The organism is Streptacidiphilus jeojiensis, assembly GCF_042510965.1.
GTDB classification, from domain to species: domain Bacteria; phylum Actinomycetota; class Actinomycetes; order Streptomycetales; family Streptomycetaceae; genus Streptacidiphilus; species Streptacidiphilus jeojiensis.
In genome coordinates this window covers 297,254-317,783 of the sequence record NZ_JBEUKS010000012.1, presented here as the reverse complement: position 1 = coordinate 317,783, position 20,530 = coordinate 297,254, and the positions used below count along the sequence as shown (strand labels likewise).

The following is a 20,530-nucleotide window of genomic DNA, read 5'->3' as shown; positions in this document are numbered from 1 at the left end:
GGTGTCCGGCACCGTGGCCACCGAGGCGCCCGCGCCGCGGACCCGCCGCCGGGCAGCCCGCCCCGCGGGTGCGGTCGAGGTGCCGACCCCGGCCGAGGTTCCGGCCCCGCGCCGGCGCACCTCCGCCGCCGCTCCGGCCGCCGCCACCGCCGCGGACGAGGTCGCACCGCAGCGCCGCCGCCGTCGCAGTGAGCGCCTGGCCGACGCCGCAGCCGCCACGGCCGCGGCCGAGGCCGCCGGGCTGCGCTAGCCGCAGGCAGCACAGGCGCACCGACGGACGGGCGCGGACAGGTACTCCTGTCCGCGCCCGTCCCCGTTCCCGTCCCGCCACGTGGCCGTCATCTGCGGCCGATAGGGTCGGAGCGCACGACCAGGTGCATTCCCGCAGGCCGGACCGGATGGAGACCGCAGTGAGCACGCCCCCGTTCCTCACCCTGCCCGCCTCGGCCCGCAGCATCCGGCTGGCGACCGCGCGCGGCGAGTTCGCCGCCCTGCACAGCATGCCGCCGAGCGGGTCGCCCCGGGGCACCGCGCTGCTGGTCCCCGGCTTCACCGGCAGCAAGGAGGACTTCATCGCGCTGCTGGAGCCGCTGACCGAGGCCGGCTTCCAGGTCGTCGCGGTGGACCAGCGGGGCCAGTACCAGACCGGCGGCCCGGCCGACCCGGCCGCCTACGCCCTGGAACCGCTGGCGCTGGACCTGCTGGCGGTCACCGAGGCCGTCACCGGCCTGCTGCCCGGCGCGACCGGGCCGCTGCACCTGCTGGGGCACTCCTTCGGCGGATACGTCGTCCGCGAGGCCGTGCTGCTCGGCGGCAGCACCCCGGAGTCGCTGCCGTGGAGTTCGCTGACGCTGATGAGCACCGGCCCCGGCCCGGTCGCCGCCGAGGAGGGGAAGCGGGCCGAACTGCTGGTCTCGGTGCTGCCGCTGATGGACCTGGAGTCGATCTGGCAGGCGATGCGGGAGATGGACCGGGAGGCCGGCGTCGAGCAGCAACTGCCGCCGGAGATCGAGGACTTCCTGCACCGCCGGTGGCTGGCGAACATCCCCGAGGCGCTGGCCGTGACGGGCCGGCAGCTGACCGTCGAGCCGGACCGGGTGGACGACCTGGCCGCGGCCGGGCTTCCCACCCTGGTGCTGTCCGGCGAGGAGGACTACGCCTGGCCGGTGACCGAGCAGGCCGGCATGGCGGAGCGGCTGGGCGCCCGGTACGTCCGGATCCCCGGTGCCGGACACTCGCCCAACGCCGAGCAGCCCGGCGCCACGGCTGCGGCCCTGGCCGATTTCTGGCTGAACGTCAACTGATACTCCGCCAGAAATCATTCTCCGACCGTAAGAGAGTGCTCACTGACTGAATCCGTCGCGACAGATTCGGCGACTTTCAGTAAAGTTCTGTCGGCCGGAATATCTTTACCCGGCATTCTCGTTTGACCAGACTGCACACCGTGCGCGCCCATCACTTCCCTCCGCCACATCCCCTGGGCACCGGAGCCCACTCGGGGCCACTCGGTCCGACACCGGGGATTAACGGATGGGCAATCGTCGCGAAGCAGCTGCGCTGCATAGTAGGCAAGGAAGGGAGAGGCCCATGCGTTTTGAGATCGTGCGTCTGAGCGACACCGACGGCAGTACACCGGAGCCCCTCATCGCGGACGCGGACACCGTCCGCGCCATGGTCGAGGACGCCGCCGCAACCGGGGAACGGATCTACATCCGCCCGCACGAACAGGCGTCCTGACCGGAACCGACAGCAAGTGCCCCGCAGACCGAGCGGTGTCTGCGGGGCACTCTCGCGTCCGGATCGGGCGCGTCCGGACGGCCACGGGTCAGGACGGCTGCGCCGCCAGCTCGTCGGTGAGGGCGCCGGCCGGGGCGGAGGCCGCCACCAGCTCCCGGGCGTCGTGCCGCAGGTGCCGGCGCTGGACCGCGACCACGGCCATGGCCAGCACCGCGGCAGCGGCGGCCACCACGAAGGGCATGTGGATGTTCACGTGGTCGGCGAGCTTGGGAGCGATGAACGGCGCGGCGGCCGCGGCGAACCAGCGGACGAAGTTGTATCCGGCCGAGGCCACCGGGCGCGGGGCGTCGGAGACCTCCAGCGCCAGCTCCGTGTAGACGGTGTTGTTCATCCCGATGAAGGCACCGGACAGGACGGTGGCGACGATCGCCGCGGTGTGCGAGCCGTAGCCGAGCAGCAGCAGGTCGGCCGCGAGCAGGACCAGCGAGGTGCCCAGCACCTTCAGCGAGCCGAAGCGGTCCTGCAGCCGCGGGGCGGCGAACACCGAGCAGAGCGCCAGCAGCACACCCCAGGCGAAGAACACCCCGCCGCTGCGGTACGGGCTCATGTTCAGCACGAACGGGGAGAACGCCAGCACGGTGAAGAACGCGTAGTTGTAGAAGAAGGCGCTGGCGGCGGTGGAGGCCAGACCCTTGTGGCCGAGGGCGCGCAGCGGCTCGGAGAGGCGCGTCCTGCGCGCGGGCTTCGGCTGCTCCTTCAGCAGGAAGGAGATGGCGACGAAGCCGACGGCCATCAGCGTCGCGGTCCCGAAGAAGGGGTAGCGCCACTTCATGTTGCCGAGCACCGCGCCCAGCAGCGGACCGCAGGCCATGCCCAGGCCGAGCGCCGACTCGTAGAGCAGGATGGCCGATTCGCTCCCGCCCGCGGCAGCGCCGACGATGACGGCGAGCGAGGTGGAGACGAACAGGGCGTTGCCGAGGCCCCAGCCGGCCCGGAAGCCGACCAGCTCGCCGACGCTGCCGGAGGTGCCGGCCAGCGCCGCGAACACCACCACCAGGGCGAGCCCGATCAGCAGGGTCTTCTTGCCGCCGATCCGGCTGGACACCCAGCCGGTGATCAGCATGGCCACCGCGGTGACCAGGAAGTAGCTGGTGAACAGCAGCGACACCTGGCCGGCGTCGGCGTTCAGGCCCTTGGCGATGGACGGCAGGATCGGGTCGACCAGGCCGATGCCCATGAAGGCGACGACCGCGGCGCCCGCCGTGGCCCAGACCGCCATGGGCTGGCGCAGGATGCTGCTCCGCTCCCGTTCGTGCTCCTGGAATCCGGTCAGTGTCTGTGGACTTCCCACGACCCGCCTCCTGTTTGTCTCCGGCCTCGTCCTGCAATTTAGATTCATCATACATCTATCTAGTTGTAGAGTGCAACGAATACCCACCGTGCGGGTGATCGTCCTTGACTGGCCGGTCGGGAGGGAGGACCGTTGGGCAGCATGAGGGGCGAGCCCAGTTGCCCGAGGTGCGGGGGCCGTGTCCGCGCCCCAGGACTGTTCACCGATACCTGGCAGTGCGACGCGCACGGCACCGTGCATCCGCTGCAACCCGTGGTGCCCCCCAGCGTGCAGGCCCTCTCCGTCGCCGTCGCCCGGGCCGAGGTCCCGGTGTGGATGCCCTGGCCGCTGCCGGTCGGCTGGCTGTTCACCGGTATCGCCCACGCGGGTGACGACCTGTCAGGCGCCCGCGCCACCGCCGTCGCCTGCTCGGGCCCCGGACCGCTCGGCGGCCCCGGCGAACTGGTCCTGGTGGCCGAGGAGATCGGCGTCGGCCTCGGCGCCCGCTTCGCCGGGCTGCCCGGTCCCGACCCCGGCGACGCCATCGCCGTCGACAAGCCCCCGCACGCCAAGGTGCTGGCCGCGGGGCGGCCCACCGCGCTCTGGCACGTGTCCGGCACCCCTGACGACCGGGCCGTGTTCGTGGGCGAGGCCCGCGGGCTGTGGCTGTGGGCGGTGGCCTGGCCGGAGCGCAGCGGCCTGCTGATGTACGACGAACTGGTGCTCACGGACCTGCGCGACGCGGGCGCCGAGATCGAGCTGCTGCCGTGCGGTGCGATCTCGCCCCGACTGCTCGGACCGTAACCGCACCGGGCCCTGGTCGTACCGGGCCCCGGTCACGCAGGACCCTGGTCGCACAGAGCGGCACTCTAAGCTCGGGGGCGTCCCCGGATTGAGGAGTACCGCACGTGCGCATCGACCTGCACACCCACAGCTCTGCCTCCGACGGCACCGACAGCCCCGCCGAGCTGGTGGGCCATGCGGTCGCCGCAGGGCTGGACGTCGTCGCGCTCACCGACCACGACACCGTCTCCGGCTACGCCGAGGCGACCGCGGCACTGGCCGGGACGCCGCTGACGCTGGTCACCGGGGCCGAGCTGTCCTGCCACGTCGAGGGCATCTCGATGCACATGCTGGCCTACCTCTTCGACCCCGAGGACGCCGAACTCACCCGGGAGCGCGAGCTGGTGCGCACCGACCGGTTCCGCCGGGCCGAGGCGATGACCGAGCGCTGCCGGGAGCTGGGCGCGCCGATCAGCTGGGAGCAGGTCCGGCGGATCGCCGGCAGCGGCGCGGTCGGCCGTCCGCATGTGGCGAGCGCGCTGGTGGAGGCCGGGGTGGTGCCCTCGGTGGACGCGGCGTTCACCGCGGAGTGGCTGGCCAACGGCGGCCGGGCGGACGTCCGCAAGCGGGAGTTCGACCCGTTCGAGGCGGTGCGGCTGGTGCGGGCGGCCGGCGGGGTCACCGTGTTCGCCCACCCCGGTGCGGTCAAGCGCGGCCGTACCGTCTCCGAGCAGGTCATCGCGGATCTGGCGGCGGCCGGGCTGGGCGGGCTGGAGGTGGACCACATGGACCACGACGAGGAGATCCGCGGGCAGCTGCGCGGGCTGGCGGCCGATCTCGGCCTGCTGGTGACCGGCTCCAGCGACTACCACGGCAGTCGTAAGGCGGTGCGGTTGGGGGCGAACACGACTGCGCCCGAGGTCTACGAGGCGATTGTCGCTCGCGCTACGGGGGGTAAGCCGGTTACGGCCTGAAGCCCCTCTGTCCGTTCGGGGGTGCGGCGTCTGCCTGGCTGGTCGCGCAGTTCCCCGCGCCCCTGGATAGTGCAACTGAGCCAGTTGCAGCCCCCTGGGGGCGAGGGGAACTGCGCGACCAGCCCGCTACGGTCCGCAGCCGAAGACGCGTCAGAAACCACCTCAGTCGAGGGGCACCCCCCGCCGCAGCGGGTCGCGCAGATCCGTACCGTGGCGGAGCCAGCGTTCCTGGAGTTCGGCGGCGCCGTGCACCCGCTTGTGCGCGGCCTCGTTGGGGGTCATCGGCAGCAGCGGCAGGAAGTGGACCGGGTCGGCCGGCTCGGGGAGCTCCAGGTCCTCGACCAGCCCGCCTGGCTCGGCGACCAGGAACGAGGTGAAGGGTGCCCCCTCCCACAGCGGCGCACCCAGGTCCAGCGAGGCGCCCGGGGCCACCACCAGGCCCTCGACCTGCGGCGAAGCCGCCAGCGTGGCCAGCGGACGGAGCACCTCGTCACGGCCGCCGCGCACGGTGAACACCAGCTCGGCGCGGGGGCCGGCGACCGGATCGGCGACCACGCTGGTCGGATCGGCCATCGGCGCCGCCGACATGCCCAGGGTGGCGTAGCGGACCAGGCCGTCCGCGTCGTGGAACCGCAGCACCTCGATCCGGTCGGCCCCCAGGAAGGTGACCGCGGCGCGGGCGTCCGGCTCGCCGAAGGTACTGGTCAACCGCGCTTCGACGGCGGTGAGGACTGCGTCGTGGGACATGGACGACAACCCTACGTCCTGCGCTGGCCGCGGATCACGACGAGCAGGCCGATCAGCACCAGGCCCACCGCCGGGTAGACCGCCACCGGCGGCATCTGGCCCAGCCAGACCGCACCGATCAGGGCGGCGCCCGGGGTCTCCATCAGGATGGCGGTGGACACCAGCGAGGGCCCGAGGGTGCGCACCACACGGTTGCTGAGGGAGTGTCCGAGGAACTGGGCCGCGCCGGTGAGCAGCACGATCTTCAGCCAGGTCGAGCCGCTGTAGCCGGTCAGCGCCTGGCCCGAGGCCACGCAGGCGACCAGCAGCAGGACCGCCGTGGTGGCGTAGCAGACATAGGTGTAGGCGATGGTGCTGGCCGTCCTGCGGACCTCGCTGCCGAGCAGGAAGTAGCCGGAGGCCGCCATCCCCGCGCCCAGCGCCAGGGCGTCACCGGCCAGCGCCCGGGTGTCGGTGCTGAAGTCGACCCCGGTGAGGACCAGCACGCCGGCGAAGGCGGTGGCCGAGCCGATCCAGACCATCCGCGGGATGTGGTGGCCGCGCAGCCGCAGGTAGAGCGTGGTCCACAGCGGGGTGACCGTGCACAGTGCGGTCGAGGAGGCGATCGAGGTCATCCGCAGGCTGGGCAGCCACATGGCGAAGTGCAGCGCCAGGAAGGCGCCCGCGGCCAGGCAGAGCAGCACCGTGCGTCGGCTCATCGCCCGCAGTTCGGCGCGGTGCCGCAGCAGCGCGATCGGCGAGAGCACGCCGGTGGCGATGCAGTTGCGCCAGAACGCGATGGCGACGGCGGGGGCCGCGGTCGCGGTGATCAGCGGCGCGGAGAAGGCGACCCCGCTGACCGCGAGGGCCAGCAGCAGGAAGTCGATCCTGGGCACGGTGGAGAGGTCCGGGTGCGCGGACGGCGGAGGCGGCGGCGCGTCGGTGGTGACTGCGCTGGTCGTCTGCACGGCGCTCCTCGGCTGCTGGCCCGCTCCCAGTAAGGGGCATGACGATGGTATGGGACTGACGCTCCCCGGGCGAAGGGGTATCAGGGCGTGGACGCCATAAGCTCAGCGCATGACTGAGGTGCGGGTGGAGCTGCTGGACCGGGCTCTGGTGGAGGAGTCGGCGAAGAAGTCCGGGCTGCTGTGGGTCCAGCTCCCCGACCGGACCGAGCGGCCGTTGTGGCAGGTGTGGCACGACGGGGCGGTGACTGTGGTCGGCGAGGGGGCCGAGCAGCCGCTGCACGGGCTCGTGGACGGGCAGTCCACGGTGCTGACCGCGCGCAGCAAGGACAAGGGCGGCCGGCTGGTGGCCTGGCCGGTCCGGGTGGACGAGCTGCCGCCGCACAGCGAGGCCTGGACGGCCGCGGTCGACGAGCTGAAGGCCAAGCGGCTGAACTCCCCCGACCACGCCACCGTGACCGACCGCTGGGCCGCCGAGTCCCGGGTGCTGCGGCTGGTCGCGGTGGGCGCGAGCGTGGCCGGCCCCGGCTCGATGCCGGACGGCTCGCACGCCGCCGCGCCGGTGCCGACCCCGGCGACCACCCGGCAACCGGTCCCGGCCGCGCTGCCGAGGCTCCTCTTCGGGCGCCGCCGCCGGCGGAACGCCACCGTCGGCAGAAACGAGCCTGAGCAGTCATGAGTGCGGTATGACTGTCCTGTCAGAGGATTGAGCAGGGCAGCAGCACCTGTTCGCCGCCGGTAATCTGTGGCATGTCCAGACCGTGCCACCCCCGGGCGCGGCACGACCTGGACTGCAACAGCGACAGGCAGGAAAGGCAGATGACCGGAGCCTCCTCCCGCGTGTTCATCTCGCACCTCGCAGGCATGGCGGTGTTCGACCCGTCGGGCGACCAGGTGGGGCGGATCCGCGACCTCGTAGTGAGCCTGCGGCTGGGCGGACGGCCCCCGCGCGTGCTCGGCTTCGCCGTGGAGGTGGTCAGCAAACGCCGGGTCTTCCTGCCGATGAACCGGGTCACCAGCCTGGAGTCGGGCCAGGTCATCACCACCGGCGTGATAAACATGCGCCGCTTCGAGCAGCGCCCCACCGAGACCCTGGTGCTGGCCGAGCTGCTGGACCGCCGGGTCGCCCTGCGCACCAGCGGCCCCAACGGCGAGGCCGGCGAGACCGTCACCGTGCTGGACGTGGCGATGGTGCAGACCCGCAACCGCGAGTGGGAGATCGACAAGGTCTTCGTGGAGAAGGGCAAGGGCGGCAGGCTCCGGCGCAAGGGCGAGACGCTGACCGTGGACTGGTCCGCCGTCACCGGCTTCGCGCTGCGCGAGGAGGACCAGGGCGCGGCCAACCTGCTGGCCACGTTCGAGCAGCTGCGCCCGGCCGACCTCGCCAATGTGCTGCACCACCTCTCCGCCAAGCGCCGCTCCGAGGTGGCCGCCGCGCTGGACGACGAGCGGCTCGCCGACGTCATGGAGGAGCTGCCGGAGGACGACCAGGTGGCGATCCTGGGCGCGCTGCACCAGGAGCGCGCCGCCGACGTGCTGGAGGCGATGGACCCGGACGACGCCGCCGACCTGCTGTCGGAGCTGCCCGAGGACGACGCCGAACGGCTGCTGCAGCTGATGGAGCCGGAGGAGGCCGCGCCGGTCCGACGCCTGCTCACCTATGCCGAGCGCACCGCCGGCGGGCTGATGACCACCGAGCCGATCGTGCTGGAGCCGGACGCCACCGTCGCCGAGGCACTCGCCCGGATCCGGGTCTCCGACCTCAAGCCGGCCCAGGCCGCGCAGGTGTACGTGTGCCGGCCGCCGACGGAGACGCCGACCGGCATCTACCTGGGCCTGGTGCACTTCCAGAAGCTGCTCAGGGAGCCCCCCTACACGCTGCTGGGCGCCATCGTCGACGGCGACCTGGACGCGCTCTCCCCCGACGCCGTGCTGGACCGGATCACCCACTACCTGGCGACCTACAACATGGTCGCCGCACCGGTGGTGGACGAGCACGACCACCTGCTGGGCGCGGTGACCGTCGACGACGTACTGGACCACATGCTGCCCGACGACTGGCGCGAGTCGGCGCTGCACGACGACGACTCCGAGCACGACCGCGTCCCGGAGGGGGTGACCACCGATGGCCGGTGACCGCCGCGACCTGAGGAACCTCCGCGAGCGCCGGGACCAGCGACTGCGCGAGACGGCCGGCCAGCGGCCCCGCGAGGCGGACGGTCGGCGCACCCAGGAGCGCGGCAGCGAGGACCGCCGCCGCAACCGGCTGGACCAGCCGCAGCGCCGTCGCAGCTTCGTCACCCTGCCCAGCCCGGACTCGGACGCCTTCGGGCGGCTGTCCGAACGGATCGCCCGCTTCCTGGGGACCGGTCGCTTCCTGGTCTGGATGACGCTGCTCATCCTGCTCTGGGTGGGCTGGAACATCGCCGCTCCGCGCTCCTGGCGCTTCGACGAGTACCCCTTCATCTTCCTGACCCTGGTGCTCTCGCTGCAGGCCTCCTACGCCGCCCCGCTGATCCTGCTGGCGCAGAACCGGCAGGACGACCGGGACAAGGTCAACATGGAGCAGGACCGGGCCAGGACCGAGCGCAACGTCGCCGACACCGAGTACCTGACCCGGGAGGTGGCCGCACTCCGGCACGGCCTGGGCGAGGTGGCGACCCGTGACTTCCTCCGCTCCGAACTGCAGACGCTGCTCAAGGAACTGGAGAACCGGACGCCGAGCGAACCCGACGAGGCTGCCGGCTGACGTCGCTGTGACCGGCTGCACCCATCGGGCCGGTCGGGGCCGCGTCTGCTGCGTCGTACCATCAGTGCATGGCTTCCGATACGCAGACAACCGCCCTCGAGGAGTCCGTGCGCACGGCCCTCGGGACGGTGCAGGACCCGGAGATCCACCGGCCCATCACCGAGCTGGGCATGGTCAAATCGGTGCAGATCGACGAGGACGGCGCCGCCAGGGTGGCCGTCTACCTCACCGTCTCCGGCTGCCCGATGCGGGAGACCATCACCAGCAGGGTCACCGAGGCCGTGGGCGCGGTCCCCGGCATCACCTCGGTCGCCGTCGAGCTGGACGTGATGAGCACCGAGCAGCGCCAGGAACTGGCCTCGATGCTGCGCGGCGGCCAGGCCGAGAAGGAGATCCCCTTCGCCAAGCCGGGTTCGCTCACCCGCGTCTACGCGGTCGCGTCCGGCAAGGGCGGCGTGGGCAAGTCCTCGGTGACCGTCAACCTCGCGGCGGCGCTGGCCGCCGACGGGCTGAAGGTCGCCGTGGTCGACGCCGACATCTACGGCCACAGCATCCCGCGGATGCTGGGCGTGGACGGCCGTCCGACCCAGGTCGAGAACATGATCATGCCGCCGTCGGCGCACGGCGTGAAGGTCATCTCGATCGGCATGTTCACCCCGGGCAACGCCCCGGTGGTGTGGCGCGGGCCGATGCTGCACCGCGCGCTGCAGCAGTTCCTCGGCGACGTCTACTGGGGCGACCTGGACGTGCTGCTGCTGGACCTGCCGCCGGGGACCGGTGACATCGCCATCTCGGTGGCGCAGTTGGTCCCCAACGCGGAGATCCTGATCGTCACCACCCCGCAGCAGGCGGCGGCGGAGGTCGCCGAACGGGCCGGGACGATCGCGCTGCAGACGCACCAGACCATCGTCGGCGTCATCGAGAACATGTCCGGGATGCCGTGTCCGCACTGCGGCGAGATGGTCGACGTCTTCGGCACCGGCGGGGGGCAGACCGTCTCCGACGCGCTCACCCAGGCCACCGGCACCAAGGTGCCGGTCCTCGGCAGCATCCCCATCGACGTGCGGCTCCGCCAGGGCGGGGACGAGGGCAAGCCGGTCGTCCTGACCGACCCCGACTCCCCCGCGGGGGTCGCTCTGCGGGGGATCGCCTCCAAGCTGGGGAACCGCCAGCGGGGGCTTTCCGGCCTGTCCTTGGGGATCACCCCGCGCAACAAGTTCTGACGCGCCGAGCGGTGGCACCTCGGTGCATGGTTCCTGTTCGCGCAGTTCCCCGCGCCCCTGCAGGGGCGCGGGGAACTGCGCGACAAGCCAGGCAGGACGCGTCACCCGGTCACTAGCCGGTGTACCCACCGAGGTCAGTGACCGTGCTGAAGCCCAACGCATAGGCACTCACGCCACGCCCGTACGCACCCAGGTGCACCCCGGGCGCGTCGCCCGCCAGCACCCAGCCGTACTCGGACTCGCGGTAGCGGAACGGCTGGGGGGTGCCGTTGACCGGGAGGGTGAGCGAGGACCAGCCGGAGCCGTCCAGGTCGTCCGCGAGGTCCCAGGCGAGCGTGGACTGCTGGTCCAGCCAGTTCTGCCGCATCTCGCGGGCCATCGGGCCCAGCTCCGTCGCTGCCAGCAGGCCCGACCCGGCGAGCCACGCCGCCGAGGAGACCGAGGTGGCGTCCAGTATCCCGGTGCCGTCACCGAGCCGGCGGCCGGGCCGCCGGGCCACCGTCACCACGACCGCGTAGCGGCGCGACTCGGCTGCCGGGTCCTGCTTGCCGTAGCTCCGCGCCGGTTCGTCGCCGTGCCCGATGGACCCGTAGTCCACGGTGCCGTCGGGCGACGTGCCGACCGGGGCGAGCCAGCGGTTCCCGGTCCACGCCTCGTCCAGGCTGTACCAGGGGAAGTCCGCGCGCAGATAGCCGTCGACGACGGCGTCGGCCGTCCCCGTCTGGCTGGTGGTGTCCATCTCGGCCCTCTGCTTCCGCTCGGCTGTGCTGTCGCAGCAGAACAATAGCGGGGGCGGGATCGGGTTGAGGCGTCGTCAGGTCGCGTCGAGGTCGTACGCGGGCCGCTCGGCCGCCGCCGGGGTGCTCTCCGGCTTGGCCATGTCGACCTGCGGGGCGGAGTCGTCGGCGACCTTGGCCAGCGGGTCGGACCGGACCGACTTCACCGCGGCGGTCGCGGCGGCCGCGTCCTTGCTGAAGCCGTTCTTCAGCTCCTGGAGGTCGTTCAGCCCGAATTCCTCGCCGTGCGTCGCCAACTGCTTGCGGACGAAGGTCTTGGGATTGAGGTCCTCGAACTCGAAGTCCTTGAACTCCGGTCCCAGCTCCTTGCGGATGTCCTCCTTGGCGCTGTCGGAGAACTCGCGGATCTTCCGGATGATCCCCATCGCGTCGGCGACCAGCTTGGGGAGCTTGTCCGGGCCGAAGATGATCACGGCGAGGACAATCAGCGCCACCAGTTTGAATGGACTTATGTCGAACACCGTGCGGCTCCCCTGGGAGGTGAAGTCACCCGCTCGTGGGCCCCGAGCGGCGTACCGGCACCAGCGTAGTCGCCACCGGCGCGATATCGCTCATACGTGTGCGGTCCCACTTGATGTCACAGGACCGATGTCACACGGTGTTCGCCCCGTCGTCGCGCCGCGTCGAGTGCAGCGGCACCGGGAGTTCCCTGGTCCGGCCGTCGCGCAGGACGGTGAGGACCACGGTGGCGCCGGGGGCGCGCCCGCGGACCAGGGCCGCCAGGTCGTCACCGCTGGTCACCGGACCGCCGTCGAGGGCGACCACGACGTCGCCGGGGCGCAGCGCCGGATCGGCCCCGCCCTGCCCCGCGACGGCGGTGACCTCGGCGCCGCCCTGGTAGGTGAGGTCCACGGTGGCGCCCAGCACGGTGTGGCCGGCGTGGCCGGTGTTGATCAGCTGTTCGGCGACCCGCATCGCCTGGTCCACCGGGATGGCGAAGCCCAGGCCGATGCTGCCGCTGTCGTCGGTGACGCCGAAGGGGTCGCTGCTGTCGGAGTCCGCGGAGCGGATCGCCGTGTTGACGCCGACCACGGTGCCGGCGGCGTCCAGCAGCGGACCGCCGGAGTTGCCCGGGTTGATCGGGGCGTCGGTCTGCAGCGCGTCCAGGTAGGCCAGGCCCGCTCCGGAGTTGGTGCCGCCCGAGGTCAGCGGCCGGTCCCTGGCGCTGACGATGCCCGAGGTGACGGTGCCCTGCAGGCCGAAGGGTGCGCCGATGGCGACCACCGGGTCGCCGACCTCGATCCGGTCGGCGGAGCCGAGCGCCAGCGGATGCAGCCCGGAGACCCCCTTCACCTGGAGCACGGCCAGGTCGGAGCCGACGTCACGGCCCACCAGCGCGGCCGGGTGCCGCTGTCCGGTGCTGAAGGTGACGGTGGTGCGCCCGGCGCTGCCCAGCGGGGCGACCACATGGTTGTTGGTGAGGATGTGCCCGGCGCCGTCCAGCACGATGCCGGTGCCGGTGGTCGTGGTCCCGGAGGCGCTGACGCTGAGGTAGACCACGCCGGGGAGCACCGCGCGGACGATGCTGGCGGTGGTTCCGGGCGACCGCGGCACCGGTGCCTCGCTGGCCGACTGCAGGGTGATCCGCCCGCCCTGGCGGGTGCCCTGGACCAGCGCCCCGATGCAGCCGCCCAGCAGGCCCGCGCAGAGCACCGCGACGACCGCGCCCACCGCGATCCGCACCGACTGGTGCAGGGTCGAGCGCGGGGCGCGGGAGCCTGCTGCGCGCCCGTCGCGCGGGGCCGACGGGCGGATCGGGACGACGGCTGACGGTCTGTCGGACGGTCCGGGCGGCGGCGCCCCGGGTTCCGGTGCCAGCCGGAAGCCGTGTCCGCCGGGACCGTCCGGGTGGCTCCACCAGCGCGGCGCGGGTGGAGCGGCAGAGCGGTCCGCAGCCCGGTCCGCGACCTGCTCCGCGGCCTGTTCCGGGACGTCGGGCGGCATGGTCGTACCCAGGGTGTGCCCTGCCTCGACCTCCACCACCATCCGGCGCACCGCCCTCCGCTTCGCCGCTGGGGAGGGACAGTCAACCAGGTCCGAACGGCGTTGTGGAGTCGCCACGGTAACGAACCGACCCCGCCGTCCCGGCGGGCCCGGCCGTACCGACCGCCACGGCTATCTCGTGACGGAACGCAGCATCGGTTCGCTGCCCGCGGCCGGCACTGAGGTGACCGAGGCGGACGGCACGACCAGCGGCTGGGAGAACTCTCCGGGCAGGTTCGCCGAGACCCCGAACGCCAGCTGCCCGCTGTTGCGGCCGTAGCCGCCGGGGGCGTTGTCGACACCGGCGGTGCTGCCGGCCGTGTCGGCGACCGGGGCGACATTGCCGTAGGGCTCGTCCACGGTCGGCTCGGCCGAGCTCACACCGGTGATGGCGCTGCCCAGTGCGACCGCGGCGACCGAGAAGGCCCCGGCGGCGGCGAAGGCGAAGCGCCTGCCGCGCGCCGCGGACGGGCGCGACACGGTCTGTTCGCGGGTGGGTTCCGGAGAGGTGAGGTTCTCCGGACGGCTGTCGCCGGGCGCGAAGCCCGCCCGCAGCCGGGCCGCGATCGGACGCTGCTCGCTCTGGAACAGCCGGCTGCCGCGCTCGGCCCGCGGGTCCACCCCGGGTACCGGGTGGTCGGCGCCGAGGGCGTTGCTGCCAAAGCGTCCGCTGCCGAAGCCGTTGGCACCGAAGGAGTCGGCGCCGCCGAAGGAGTTCGAACCGCCGAAGGAGGAACCGCCGAAGCCCCTGCGGCCGGTGCCGCCGGCGCTCGGGGGCTGCCGGTCGCCGTCGTCGTCCCCGGCGATGCCCATCAGCTTGGCCAGGAACAGGGCGCTGGGGTCGGGCGGCAGCGCCGCCGCGATCCGGCTCTTGATCCGGCGCTCCTCCTCGGCCCGGCTGAGGCAGGCCGAACAGGTCGCCAGATGCGCCTGGACCCGCTCCCGGCCGTCGTGGTCCAGCTCGCCGTCGATGAAGGCGGCCAGCCGGTCCCCCAGGTGCTGCTCCTCGACGGCCTGGACCGCCGGGGCTGCGGCGGACCGGTCCACCCGCAGCTCGACCAGGACCTCGGGCCTGCGGGCGCGGTGCGGCTGCTCGGTCACAGCGACCGCCTCTGTTCCGCGAACTCGTCCGTACCACTGGCACTGGACAGGGCGACCTCGCCCGGCTCGGTGACGGCGCCGGCCCGGCGCTCGCGGCCCTCGGCGGCACCGGGCGCCCGGTGCTGCAGGGCGGCGCGCAGGTGTGCCCGGCCGCGGTGGATCCGGCTGCGGACCGTGCCGAGCTTCACGCCCAGGGTCGCGGCGATCTCCTCGTAGGAGAGGCCCTCGATGTCACAGAGCACCACGGCGGCGCGGAACTCGGGCGCGAGGGTGTCCAGCGCCTGCTGGACGTCGGCGTCGAAGTGGGTGTCGTGGAAGTGCTGGGCCGGCGAGGGTTCACGGCTGGGCAGCCGCTCGGCGGCGTCCTCGGCCAGGGCGTCGAAGCGGATCCGCTGCTTGCGGCGGACCATGTCCAGGAAGAGATTGGTGGTGATCCGGTGCAGCCAGCCCTCGAAAGTGCCGGGCGTGTAGGTCGACAGCGAACGGAACACCCGGACGAAGACCTCCTGGGTGAGGTCCTCGGCGTCGTGCTGATTGCCCGTCAGGCGGTAGGCCAGCCGGTACACCCGGGCGCTGTGGGTCTGGACGATCTCCTCCCAGCTGGGAGGCGTCCAGGCAGAGGCCGCGCTCGCCTCGTCGAAGGAGGCGGTCTGCGGACTGTGCGCGGGCTCTGCGGCCTCGCGCTCGCTGGGTGCGGGCTTGGACTCACTCATCACGGGCTTTGGCGTCAGGGCCGACGCACGACCGCGGAAGTACCGCGAACCCGCGCCCCCCTCGGCCACACCTCCTCGATCGGCTCTTCTGCCAAGCAGGGTCACCACCATATCCGCCTCACCCGTCAGCTCCGGATAAAAGCCAATCACCATACGACCCACCTGCGGGGTCGGCCGCACTCACCCCTCCCAACGGGCCGCGCCCCGCTCCGGTTCCTTCAAGACCCATTAACCTGTGGCCAGAAATACATGGACACGGAACCAGGACAGAACCGGAGAGGGAGCAGCCATCACCGGCTACGGGCCGTCGGACCCGCGCCTCGCCGATGCCTACGCCGTCGAGGACGAGGTGCTGCAGTACGCCCGCAGGCAGTCCGAGCTGGCCACGGTGCGTCCGGTGTCGCCGGCCAGCGGAGCGGCCCTGGCCGTGCTGGCGGCGGCGGTCGGCGCCCGTTCGGTGGTGGAGATCGGCACCGGTGCGGGCGTGTCGGGCATCTGCCTGCTGCGCGGGATGCGCCCGGACGGGATCCTGACCACCGTCGACATCCAGCCGGGGCTGCAGCGGCAGGCCCGCGAGCTCTTCTCGGACGCCGGCTTCGCCCCGAGCCGGGCCCGCTGCATTCCCGGCGCCGCCCTGGAGGTCCTGCCCCGGCTCGCGGACGGGCAGTACGACCTGGTGTTCTGCGACGGCGATCCGGCGGAGTCGCCGGACTACCTGGCTGAATCGTTGCGCCTGCTGCGACCTGGGGGAATGGTCTGCTTCGAAGGGGCCGTCAGCGCGCTGGACGACATGGCGACCAGGGATCTGGTGCGGACCGTGCGGGAGCACGACACCCTGCTGAGTGCGCTGCTCCCGGTCGGTGACGGACTGTTGTGCGCGGTGCGGCGCTGAGACGCGCGGGCTGCGAATGCGCGAGCTGCGGGTGCGGGTGCACGGGCGGGGCTTCGCGGGAGTGAGCGCTCACAGCTGTGGCCCTGGTCCCGGGCCCCCGGAGGGGGTGCGGGGCCAGAGCCACAGGTGCGCTACTCGCTTGGGGACCAGGAGGTCGTCAGCCGCAGGCCTTCTTCAGGGCCTCGCCCAGAGCGTCGGCCTCGTCCGGCGTCAGTTCGACCACCAGCCGCCCGCCGCCCTCGAGCGGTACTCGCATGACGATGCCCCGCCCCTCCTTGGTCACCTCGAGCGGGCCGTCGCCCGTCCGCGGCTTCATGGCCGCCATGCTCGTTCCCCTTCCTGCGAACCTGCTCACCGACGCACCCACGGCCCGTCCACCGCAGGTATCGAACGCATTGATCGGAGTCCAGTATCCCGCATCGGGGCACCCGATGACCAACATCACTACTCTCTCCCGTCCCGGCAGGCTCATCCGTACGCTGACCACCCGGTTCCGATCGCAAATCAGTTCCCGTGTCCCCGGCGGGTCCCCGCGCCCTCGCCCCGGTTCGGCCGACCGGGCGGGACACGTCCGAAACAGTGGCCTACGTCACATCGGCCAAGCCGCTGCCGATCCGTCATGCTGGCATGGGACTACTGACGAGTAATGGGAGATCCGCATGGCCGACACCGTGCTGTACGAGCTCAGCGACGGGCTGGCGACCGTCACCATCAACCGGCCCGAGGCGATGAACGCGCTCGACACGGAGACCAAGGTGGCGCTGCGGGACGCCATGACCACCGCCAAGGAGGACCCGGCGGTACGGGCGGTGCTGCTCACCGGCGCCGGCCCGCGGGCCTTCTGCGTGGGCCAGGACCTCAAGGAGCACCTGGGCAAGCTGGCCGCGGCCCGGGACGGCGGGGAGGCTCCGCTATCCACCGTGCGGGAGCACTACAACCCGCTGCTGACCGCGATCGCGACCATGCCCAAGCCGGTGGTCGCGGCGGTCAACGGGGTGGCGGCGGGGGCCGGCGCGGGGCTGGCCTGGGCCTGCGACTTCCGGATCATCGCCGACCACAGCGGGTTCAACACCTCGTTCGCCGGGGTGGCACTGACCGCGGACTCGGGGGTGTCCTGGACGCTGCCCCGGCTGGTGGGGCAGGCCAAGGCGGTCGAGCTGCTGATGTTCCCGCAGACGGTTCCGGCGGCGGAGGCGCTGGCGCTCGGGCTCGCGCACCGCGTGGTGCCGGCGGCGGAGCTGGCCGCGACGGCGCGGGAGTTCGCCGCGGGGCTGGCGGCGGGACCGACGGTCGCCTTCGGCGCGATCAAGGAGTCGCTGGCCTACGGGGCGGGGCACACGCTGGTGGAGACGTTGGGCAAGGAGGACGAGCTGCAGACCCGTGCCGGGGCGGCGGAGGACCACTGGATCGCGGTGCAGGCCTTCCTGGCGAAGGAGGCACCCAAGTACGTCGGGCGGTAGGCGCGGGGGGAGGCCCGGGGAACTGGTGCGGGTCCGTGGTGGTTTGTCGCGCAGTTCCCCGCGCCCCTGGACGTTTGCAACTGGCCCGCTTGCACCTACCTAGGGGCGCGGGGCTCTGCTTACTGAAAAGCGTGCGCGACAAACCATGCGCGGCCCGCACCCGTCAGCGGGCGAAGCAGTCCGCGAAGTGGTCGTTGACCAGGCCGCAGGCCTGCATCAGGGCGTACGCGGTGGTCGGACCGACGAAGCGGAAGCCGTGGCGCTTCAGCTCCTTGGCGAGGGCGGTGGACTCCGGGGTGACCGCGGGGACGTCGCCCATGGCGCGCGGGGCCCGGCCCGGCTTCTTCGGGGCGAAGGACCAGATCAGCGCGTCCAGCGTGGTGCCGTCCAGCTCCAGCACGGCACGGGCGTTGGCGATGGTGGCCAGCACCTTCGCGCGGTTGCGGATGATGCCCGGGTCGGCCATCAGCCGTTCGATGTCCGCGTCGCCGAACTCGGCGACCACCGCCGGGTCGAAGCCGGAGAACGCCTTACGGAAGGTCTCCCGGCGGCGCAGGATGGTGATCCAGGACAGCCCGGACTGGAACGCCTCCAGGCTGATCCGCTCGTACAGGGCCCGGTCGCCGTGGACCGCTCTGCCCCACTCCTGGTCGTGGTACTCGACGTAGTCGGGCGGGGAGAGGCCCCAGGGGCAGCGGCGCAGGCCGTCCTCGCCGAGGACGGTGGCGCTCGGGCTCACTGGCCCGACTCCTGGTCCAGGCCCGGCAGGGCGTCCTGCGGCGACTGCTTCTCCAGGGTGGTGCCGCCCGGGGTGGCGAACCGCATCCGCAGCGCCTCGAACTCCGCCGTCCCCGGCTGGCCGGCCTGCGGGTGGCCGGCCGCCAGGGCCGCGGTGAGGGCGGCCTCCAGCTCGGCGACCCGGACGTCACGGTGGGTCAGCTCGACCCCGAGGCGGTCCAGCACGTCGTCCACCTCGTCCATCCGGTAGCCGCGCACGGCCATGGGGAAGCGCAGCACGTCCACGTCGGCGCGGGTCAGCGGACGGTCCAGGGGCAGCCGCGCGGCCAGCCGGTCCTGCTCGGCCTCCGGCAGCGAACCGCCGCCTCCGAGCGCGACCAGCGCCGCAGCGCCCACCACCAGCACCATGACGACGAGGATCAACCAGAACACAAGCCCACGACTCCCGGCTCCCGGTGGGGGATCATGAAGGGACCCCCACAGTACTGAACGGTACTGGGGCCATCATGGCGTACGTACCTTGGAGGACGCATGGCTCTCGCGCTCGGCCCGCGGATTTTCGGTGCAGACGAGCCGGTCATCATGGCTATCGTCAACCGCACCCCGGACTCGTTCTTCGACCAGGGCGCGACCTTCGCCGACGAGGCGGCCTTCGCGGCGGCCGACCGGGCGGTCGCCGAGGGGGCGGCGATCCTGGACATCGGCGGGGTGAAGGCGGGGCCGGGCGAGGAGGTCAGCACCGAGGAGGAGCTGCGCCGGATCGTGCCCTTCGTGGCCGAGCTGCGCAAGCGCCACCCGGACACGGTGATCAGCGTGGACACCTGGCGGCACGAGGTCGGCGAGGCGGTCTGCGAGGTCGGCGCCGACCTGCTGAACGACGCCTGGGGCGGGGTGGACCCGCTGCTGGCGGAGGTCGCCGGGCGGTACGGCGTGGGCATCGTCTGCACTCACGCCGGCGGCGCCGAGCCGCGGACCCGGCCGCACCGGGTGGCCTACCAGGACGTGATGGCCGACATCCTGGAGCGCACGCTGGCGCTGGCGGAGCGGGCCGTGTCGCTGGGGGTGCCGCGCGAGGGGGTGCTGATCGACCCGGGGCACGACTTCGGCAAGAACACCCGGCACTCGCTGGAGGCGACCCGGCGGCTGCCGGAGATGACCGACACCGGCTGGCCGGTGCTGGTGTCGCTGTCCAACAAGGACTTCGTCGGCGAGACGCTGGACAAGCCGGTCGGCGAGCGGCTGCTGGGCACGCTGGCGACCACGGCGGTCTCGGCGTGGCTGGGGGCCCAGGTCTACCGGGTGCACCAGGTCGCGGAGACCAGGCAGGTGCTGGACATGGTCGCCTCGATCCGGGGCACCCGGCCGCCGGCGGTGGCCCGCCGCGGGCTGGCCTGACGGCCAGGGGTCACCGGCCGCCGAGGGTGGGGTACTGCCGGGCGGGCTCCACGCCGGTGGGTGGTTGCCGTTCGCGCAGTTCCCCGCGCCCCTGGACGTTTGCGACTGGCCCGCTTGCACCCACCTATTCCGGGTTATGGGCCGGGTTCACTACGCCGTTGCGGAGGCGGGCCTCGTCGAGGATCTTCATGGCCTCGTCGACGGAGTCGGTGATCTGGATCAGCTCCAGGTCCGACGGGGAGGCCTTGCCCTCGGCGACCAGGGTGTTGCGGACCCACTCGAACAGGCCGGACCAGTAGGAGACCCCGAAGAGGATCACCGGGAACCGGGTGACCTTGTGGGTCTGCACCAGCGTCAATGCCTCGAACAGCTCGTCCAGGGTGCCGAAGCCGCCCGGGAGCACGATGAAGCCCTGCGAGTACTTCACGAACATGGTCTTGCGGACGAAGAAGTAACGGAAGTTCAGACCCAGGTCGACGTACTGGTTGAGCCCCTGCTCGAAGGGCAACTCGATGCCGAGGCCGACCGAGGTACCGCCGGCCTCGTGCGCGCCCTTGTTGGCGGACTCCATCGCGCCGGGTCCGCCGCCGGTGATCACCGCGTAGCCGGCCTCCACCAGGGCGCGGCCGATCTGCTCGCCGGCCTGGTACTCGACCGAGTCGGCCGCCGTCCTGGCGGAGCCGAACACACTGACGGCGGGCCCCAGTTCGGCGAGCGCGCCGAACCCCTCGACGAACTCGGACTGGATGCGCATGACCCGCCAGGGATCGGTGTGCAGCCAGTCCGCGTTCTGTGCCGAGTCCAGCAGCCGCTGGTCCGTGGTGCTGCTGTCGACCTGCTCGCCGCGGAGCAGCACCGGGCCGCGCCGCTTCTCCGCCGTCTTCCTCGGGCCCGTCGGGACCCGGTCCGGGCCCTGCCCGTACTGCCTGTCGTTCGTCATACCTACGTAGGCTACGGCCTGGAC

The 20,530-nt window shown here is 72.4% G+C and carries 24 protein-coding genes; 12 read left to right on the top strand and 12 right to left on the bottom strand.

The window, feature by feature from the left end; translation table 11 throughout:
* The 3 genes from ABUW04_RS30285 to ABUW04_RS30275 all read left to right on the top strand — a co-directional run.
* The coding region (locus tag ABUW04_RS30285; RefSeq protein ID WP_380567629.1) for a hypothetical protein at window positions 1-250 on the top strand (250 nt) is incomplete at its 5' end.
* Between the two features lie 160 nt (window positions 251-410).
* Window positions 411-1,304, top strand: coding sequence for an alpha/beta fold hydrolase (locus ABUW04_RS30280; RefSeq protein WP_380567628.1), 894 nt, complete (start codon window positions 411-413; stop codon window positions 1,302-1,304).
* 283 nt (window positions 1,305-1,587) lie between these two features.
* On the top strand, window positions 1,588-1,737 hold the full coding sequence (locus tag ABUW04_RS30275; protein WP_198037527.1) for a hypothetical protein: 150 nt from the start codon (window positions 1,588-1,590) through the stop codon (window positions 1,735-1,737).
* Window positions 1,738-1,825: 88 nt separating this feature from the next.
* Here ABUW04_RS30275 and ABUW04_RS30270 read toward each other — a convergent pair whose 3' ends face one another.
* Window positions 1,826-3,016, bottom strand: coding sequence for an MFS transporter (locus tag ABUW04_RS30270; RefSeq protein WP_380567636.1), 1,191 nt, complete (start codon window positions 3,014-3,016; stop codon window positions 1,826-1,828).
* A 213-nt stretch (window positions 3,017-3,229) separates the two neighbouring features.
* Between ABUW04_RS30270 and ABUW04_RS30265 the strand changes: the two genes are divergently transcribed.
* Both ABUW04_RS30265 and ABUW04_RS30260 read left to right on the top strand, forming a co-directional pair.
* Entirely contained in the window at window positions 3,230-3,871 is a 642-nt protein-coding gene (locus ABUW04_RS30265; RefSeq protein WP_030257651.1) for a DUF6758 family protein, read from the top strand.
* A gap of 104 nt (window positions 3,872-3,975) precedes the next feature.
* Window positions 3,976-4,824: a PHP domain-containing protein gene (locus ABUW04_RS30260; protein ID WP_380567626.1), complete on the top strand. Its 849-nt coding sequence runs from the start codon at window positions 3,976-3,978 to the stop codon at window positions 4,822-4,824.
* 162 nt (window positions 4,825-4,986) lie between these two features.
* Here the strand turns inward: ABUW04_RS30260 and ABUW04_RS30255 are convergent, their stop codons facing one another.
* Both ABUW04_RS30255 and ABUW04_RS30250 read right to left on the bottom strand, forming a co-directional pair.
* Entirely contained in the window at window positions 4,987-5,571 is a 585-nt protein-coding gene (locus ABUW04_RS30255; protein ID WP_030257656.1) for a suppressor of fused domain protein, read from the bottom strand.
* An 11-nt stretch (window positions 5,572-5,582) separates the two neighbouring features.
* Window positions 5,583-6,518 carry a DMT family transporter gene (locus ABUW04_RS30250; protein WP_037596048.1) on the bottom strand — a complete coding sequence of 312 codons (936 nt, stop codon included), beginning with the start codon at window positions 6,516-6,518 and terminating at the stop codon, window positions 5,583-5,585.
* Between the two features lie 109 nt (window positions 6,519-6,627).
* On the opposite strand from ABUW04_RS30250, the gene ABUW04_RS30245 reads away from it, so the two are divergent.
* The 4 genes from ABUW04_RS30245 (at window position 6,628) to ABUW04_RS30230 (ending at window position 10,487) form a co-directional block, all read left to right on the top strand.
* A complete protein-coding gene (locus ABUW04_RS30245; protein ID WP_380567624.1) occupies window positions 6,628-7,194 on the top strand; it encodes a hypothetical protein in 567 nt (188 codons plus the stop codon).
* Window positions 7,195-7,334: 140 nt separating this feature from the next.
* Window positions 7,335-8,651 carry a magnesium transporter MgtE N-terminal domain-containing protein gene (locus tag ABUW04_RS30240; protein ID WP_030257665.1) on the top strand — a complete coding sequence of 439 codons (1,317 nt, stop codon included), beginning with the start codon at window positions 7,335-7,337 and terminating at the stop codon, window positions 8,649-8,651.
* A complete protein-coding gene (locus ABUW04_RS30235) occupies window positions 8,641-9,264 on the top strand; it encodes a DUF1003 domain-containing protein (protein ID WP_063757560.1) in 624 nt (207 codons plus the stop codon). The genes ABUW04_RS30240 and ABUW04_RS30235 overlap by 11 nt, the downstream gene beginning before the upstream one ends.
* Window positions 9,265-9,332: 68 nt before the next feature.
* The gene (locus ABUW04_RS30230; protein ID WP_380567623.1) at window positions 9,333-10,487 is read left to right on the top strand and encodes an Mrp/NBP35 family ATP-binding protein; all 1,155 of its coding nucleotides are present in this window, start codon (window positions 9,333-9,335) and stop codon (window positions 10,485-10,487) included.
* A 112-nt stretch (window positions 10,488-10,599) separates the two neighbouring features.
* Here ABUW04_RS30230 and ABUW04_RS30225 read toward each other — a convergent pair whose 3' ends face one another.
* The 5 genes from ABUW04_RS30225 to sigE all read right to left on the bottom strand — a co-directional run bounded on the left by ABUW04_RS30225 (window position 10,600) and on the right by sigE (window position 15,081).
* Window positions 10,600-11,226, bottom strand: coding sequence for a hypothetical protein (locus ABUW04_RS30225; RefSeq protein WP_380567621.1), 627 nt, complete (start codon window positions 11,224-11,226; stop codon window positions 10,600-10,602).
* Window positions 11,227-11,301: 75 nt separating this feature from the next.
* The gene (locus ABUW04_RS30220) at window positions 11,302-11,745 is read right to left on the bottom strand and encodes a sec-independent translocase (protein ID WP_380567619.1); all 444 of its coding nucleotides are present in this window, start codon (window positions 11,743-11,745) and stop codon (window positions 11,302-11,304) included.
* Between the two features lie 130 nt (window positions 11,746-11,875).
* The gene (locus ABUW04_RS30215) at window positions 11,876-13,270 is read right to left on the bottom strand and encodes a S1C family serine protease (protein ID WP_380567617.1); all 1,395 of its coding nucleotides are present in this window, start codon (window positions 13,268-13,270) and stop codon (window positions 11,876-11,878) included.
* A 129-nt stretch (window positions 13,271-13,399) separates the two neighbouring features.
* The gene (locus ABUW04_RS30210; RefSeq protein ID WP_051725642.1) at window positions 13,400-14,368 is read right to left on the bottom strand and encodes an anti-sigma factor family protein; all 969 of its coding nucleotides are present in this window, start codon (window positions 14,366-14,368) and stop codon (window positions 13,400-13,402) included.
* Window positions 14,365-15,081: an RNA polymerase sigma factor SigE gene (gene sigE, locus ABUW04_RS30205; RefSeq protein ID WP_051725644.1), complete on the bottom strand. Its 717-nt coding sequence runs from the start codon at window positions 15,079-15,081 to the stop codon at window positions 14,365-14,367. The genes ABUW04_RS30210 and sigE overlap by 4 nt, the downstream gene beginning before the upstream one ends.
* Before the next feature lie 235 nt (window positions 15,082-15,316).
* Here sigE and ABUW04_RS30200 point away from each other — a divergent pair, with 235 nt between their 5' ends.
* Entirely contained in the window at window positions 15,317-15,973 is a 657-nt protein-coding gene (locus ABUW04_RS30200; RefSeq protein WP_380521476.1) for an O-methyltransferase, read from the top strand.
* 157 nt (window positions 15,974-16,130) lie between these two features.
* On the opposite strand, the gene ABUW04_RS30195 is transcribed toward ABUW04_RS30200, so the two are convergent.
* A complete protein-coding gene (locus tag ABUW04_RS30195) occupies window positions 16,131-16,298 on the bottom strand; it encodes a DUF3117 domain-containing protein (RefSeq protein ID WP_107101321.1) in 168 nt (55 codons plus the stop codon).
* 334 nt (window positions 16,299-16,632) lie between these two features.
* Between ABUW04_RS30195 and ABUW04_RS30190 the strand changes: the two genes are divergently transcribed.
* Complete coding sequence (locus tag ABUW04_RS30190; protein WP_380567616.1) at window positions 16,633-17,433, top strand: enoyl-CoA hydratase-related protein; 801 nt, start codon at window positions 16,633-16,635, stop codon at window positions 17,431-17,433.
* 163 nt (window positions 17,434-17,596) lie between these two features.
* Here the strand turns inward: ABUW04_RS30190 and ABUW04_RS30185 are convergent, their stop codons facing one another.
* Entirely contained in the window at window positions 17,597-18,172 is a 576-nt protein-coding gene (locus tag ABUW04_RS30185; RefSeq protein ID WP_380567615.1) for a DNA-3-methyladenine glycosylase I, read from the bottom strand.
* A complete protein-coding gene (locus ABUW04_RS30180) occupies window positions 18,169-18,603 on the bottom strand; it encodes a DivIVA domain-containing protein (RefSeq protein WP_063757561.1) in 435 nt (144 codons plus the stop codon). The genes ABUW04_RS30185 and ABUW04_RS30180 overlap by 4 nt, the downstream gene beginning before the upstream one ends.
* A 99-nt stretch (window positions 18,604-18,702) precedes the next feature.
* Here ABUW04_RS30180 and folP point away from each other — a divergent pair, with 99 nt between their 5' ends.
* The gene (gene folP, locus ABUW04_RS30175) at window positions 18,703-19,566 is read left to right on the top strand and encodes a dihydropteroate synthase (RefSeq protein ID WP_030257691.1); all 864 of its coding nucleotides are present in this window, start codon (window positions 18,703-18,705) and stop codon (window positions 19,564-19,566) included.
* Between the two features lie 124 nt (window positions 19,567-19,690).
* Here the strand turns inward: folP and ABUW04_RS30170 are convergent, their stop codons facing one another.
* Window positions 19,691-20,506, bottom strand: coding sequence for an LOG family protein (locus tag ABUW04_RS30170; RefSeq protein WP_084714745.1), 816 nt, complete (start codon window positions 20,504-20,506; stop codon window positions 19,691-19,693).
* Window positions 20,507-20,530: the final 24 nt, after the last annotated feature.

What these genes read in the sequence shown, in the direction of transcription:
- ABUW04_RS30230 (WP_380567623.1), top strand. Translation starts at nt 9,333, where the DNA reads ATGGCTTCCGATACGCAGACAACCGCCCTCGAGGAGTCCGTGCGCACG.
- ABUW04_RS30215 (WP_380567617.1), bottom strand. Translation starts at nt 13,270, where the DNA reads ATGGTGGTGGAGGTCGAGGCAGGGCACACCCTGGGTACGACCATGCCG.
- ABUW04_RS30265 (WP_030257651.1), top strand. Translation starts at nt 3,230, where the DNA reads ATGAGGGGCGAGCCCAGTTGCCCGAGGTGCGGGGGCCGTGTCCGCGCC.
- ABUW04_RS30190 (WP_380567616.1), top strand. Translation starts at nt 16,633, where the DNA reads ATGGCCGACACCGTGCTGTACGAGCTCAGCGACGGGCTGGCGACCGTC.
- ABUW04_RS30225 (WP_380567621.1), bottom strand. Translation starts at nt 11,226, where the DNA reads ATGGACACCACCAGCCAGACGGGGACGGCCGACGCCGTCGTCGACGGC.
- ABUW04_RS30170 (WP_084714745.1), bottom strand. Translation starts at nt 20,506, where the DNA reads ATGACGAACGACAGGCAGTACGGGCAGGGCCCGGACCGGGTCCCGACG.
- ABUW04_RS30235 (WP_063757560.1), top strand. Translation starts at nt 8,641, where the DNA reads ATGGCCGGTGACCGCCGCGACCTGAGGAACCTCCGCGAGCGCCGGGAC.
- sigE (WP_051725644.1), bottom strand. Translation starts at nt 15,081, where the DNA reads ATGAGTGAGTCCAAGCCCGCACCCAGCGAGCGCGAGGCCGCAGAGCCC.
- ABUW04_RS30275 (WP_198037527.1), top strand. Translation starts at nt 1,588, where the DNA reads ATGCGTTTTGAGATCGTGCGTCTGAGCGACACCGACGGCAGTACACCG.
- ABUW04_RS30240 (WP_030257665.1), top strand. Translation starts at nt 7,335, where the DNA reads ATGACCGGAGCCTCCTCCCGCGTGTTCATCTCGCACCTCGCAGGCATG.
- ABUW04_RS30195 (WP_107101321.1), bottom strand. Translation starts at nt 16,298, where the DNA reads ATGGCGGCCATGAAGCCGCGGACGGGCGACGGCCCGCTCGAGGTGACC.
- ABUW04_RS30245 (WP_380567624.1), top strand. Translation starts at nt 6,628, where the DNA reads ATGACTGAGGTGCGGGTGGAGCTGCTGGACCGGGCTCTGGTGGAGGAG.
- folP (WP_030257691.1), top strand. Translation starts at nt 18,703, where the DNA reads ATGGCTCTCGCGCTCGGCCCGCGGATTTTCGGTGCAGACGAGCCGGTC.
- ABUW04_RS30270 (WP_380567636.1), bottom strand. Translation starts at nt 3,016, where the DNA reads ATGGCGGTCTGGGCCACGGCGGGCGCCGCGGTCGTCGCCTTCATGGGC.
- ABUW04_RS30255 (WP_030257656.1), bottom strand. Translation starts at nt 5,571, where the DNA reads ATGTCCCACGACGCAGTCCTCACCGCCGTCGAAGCGCGGTTGACCAGT.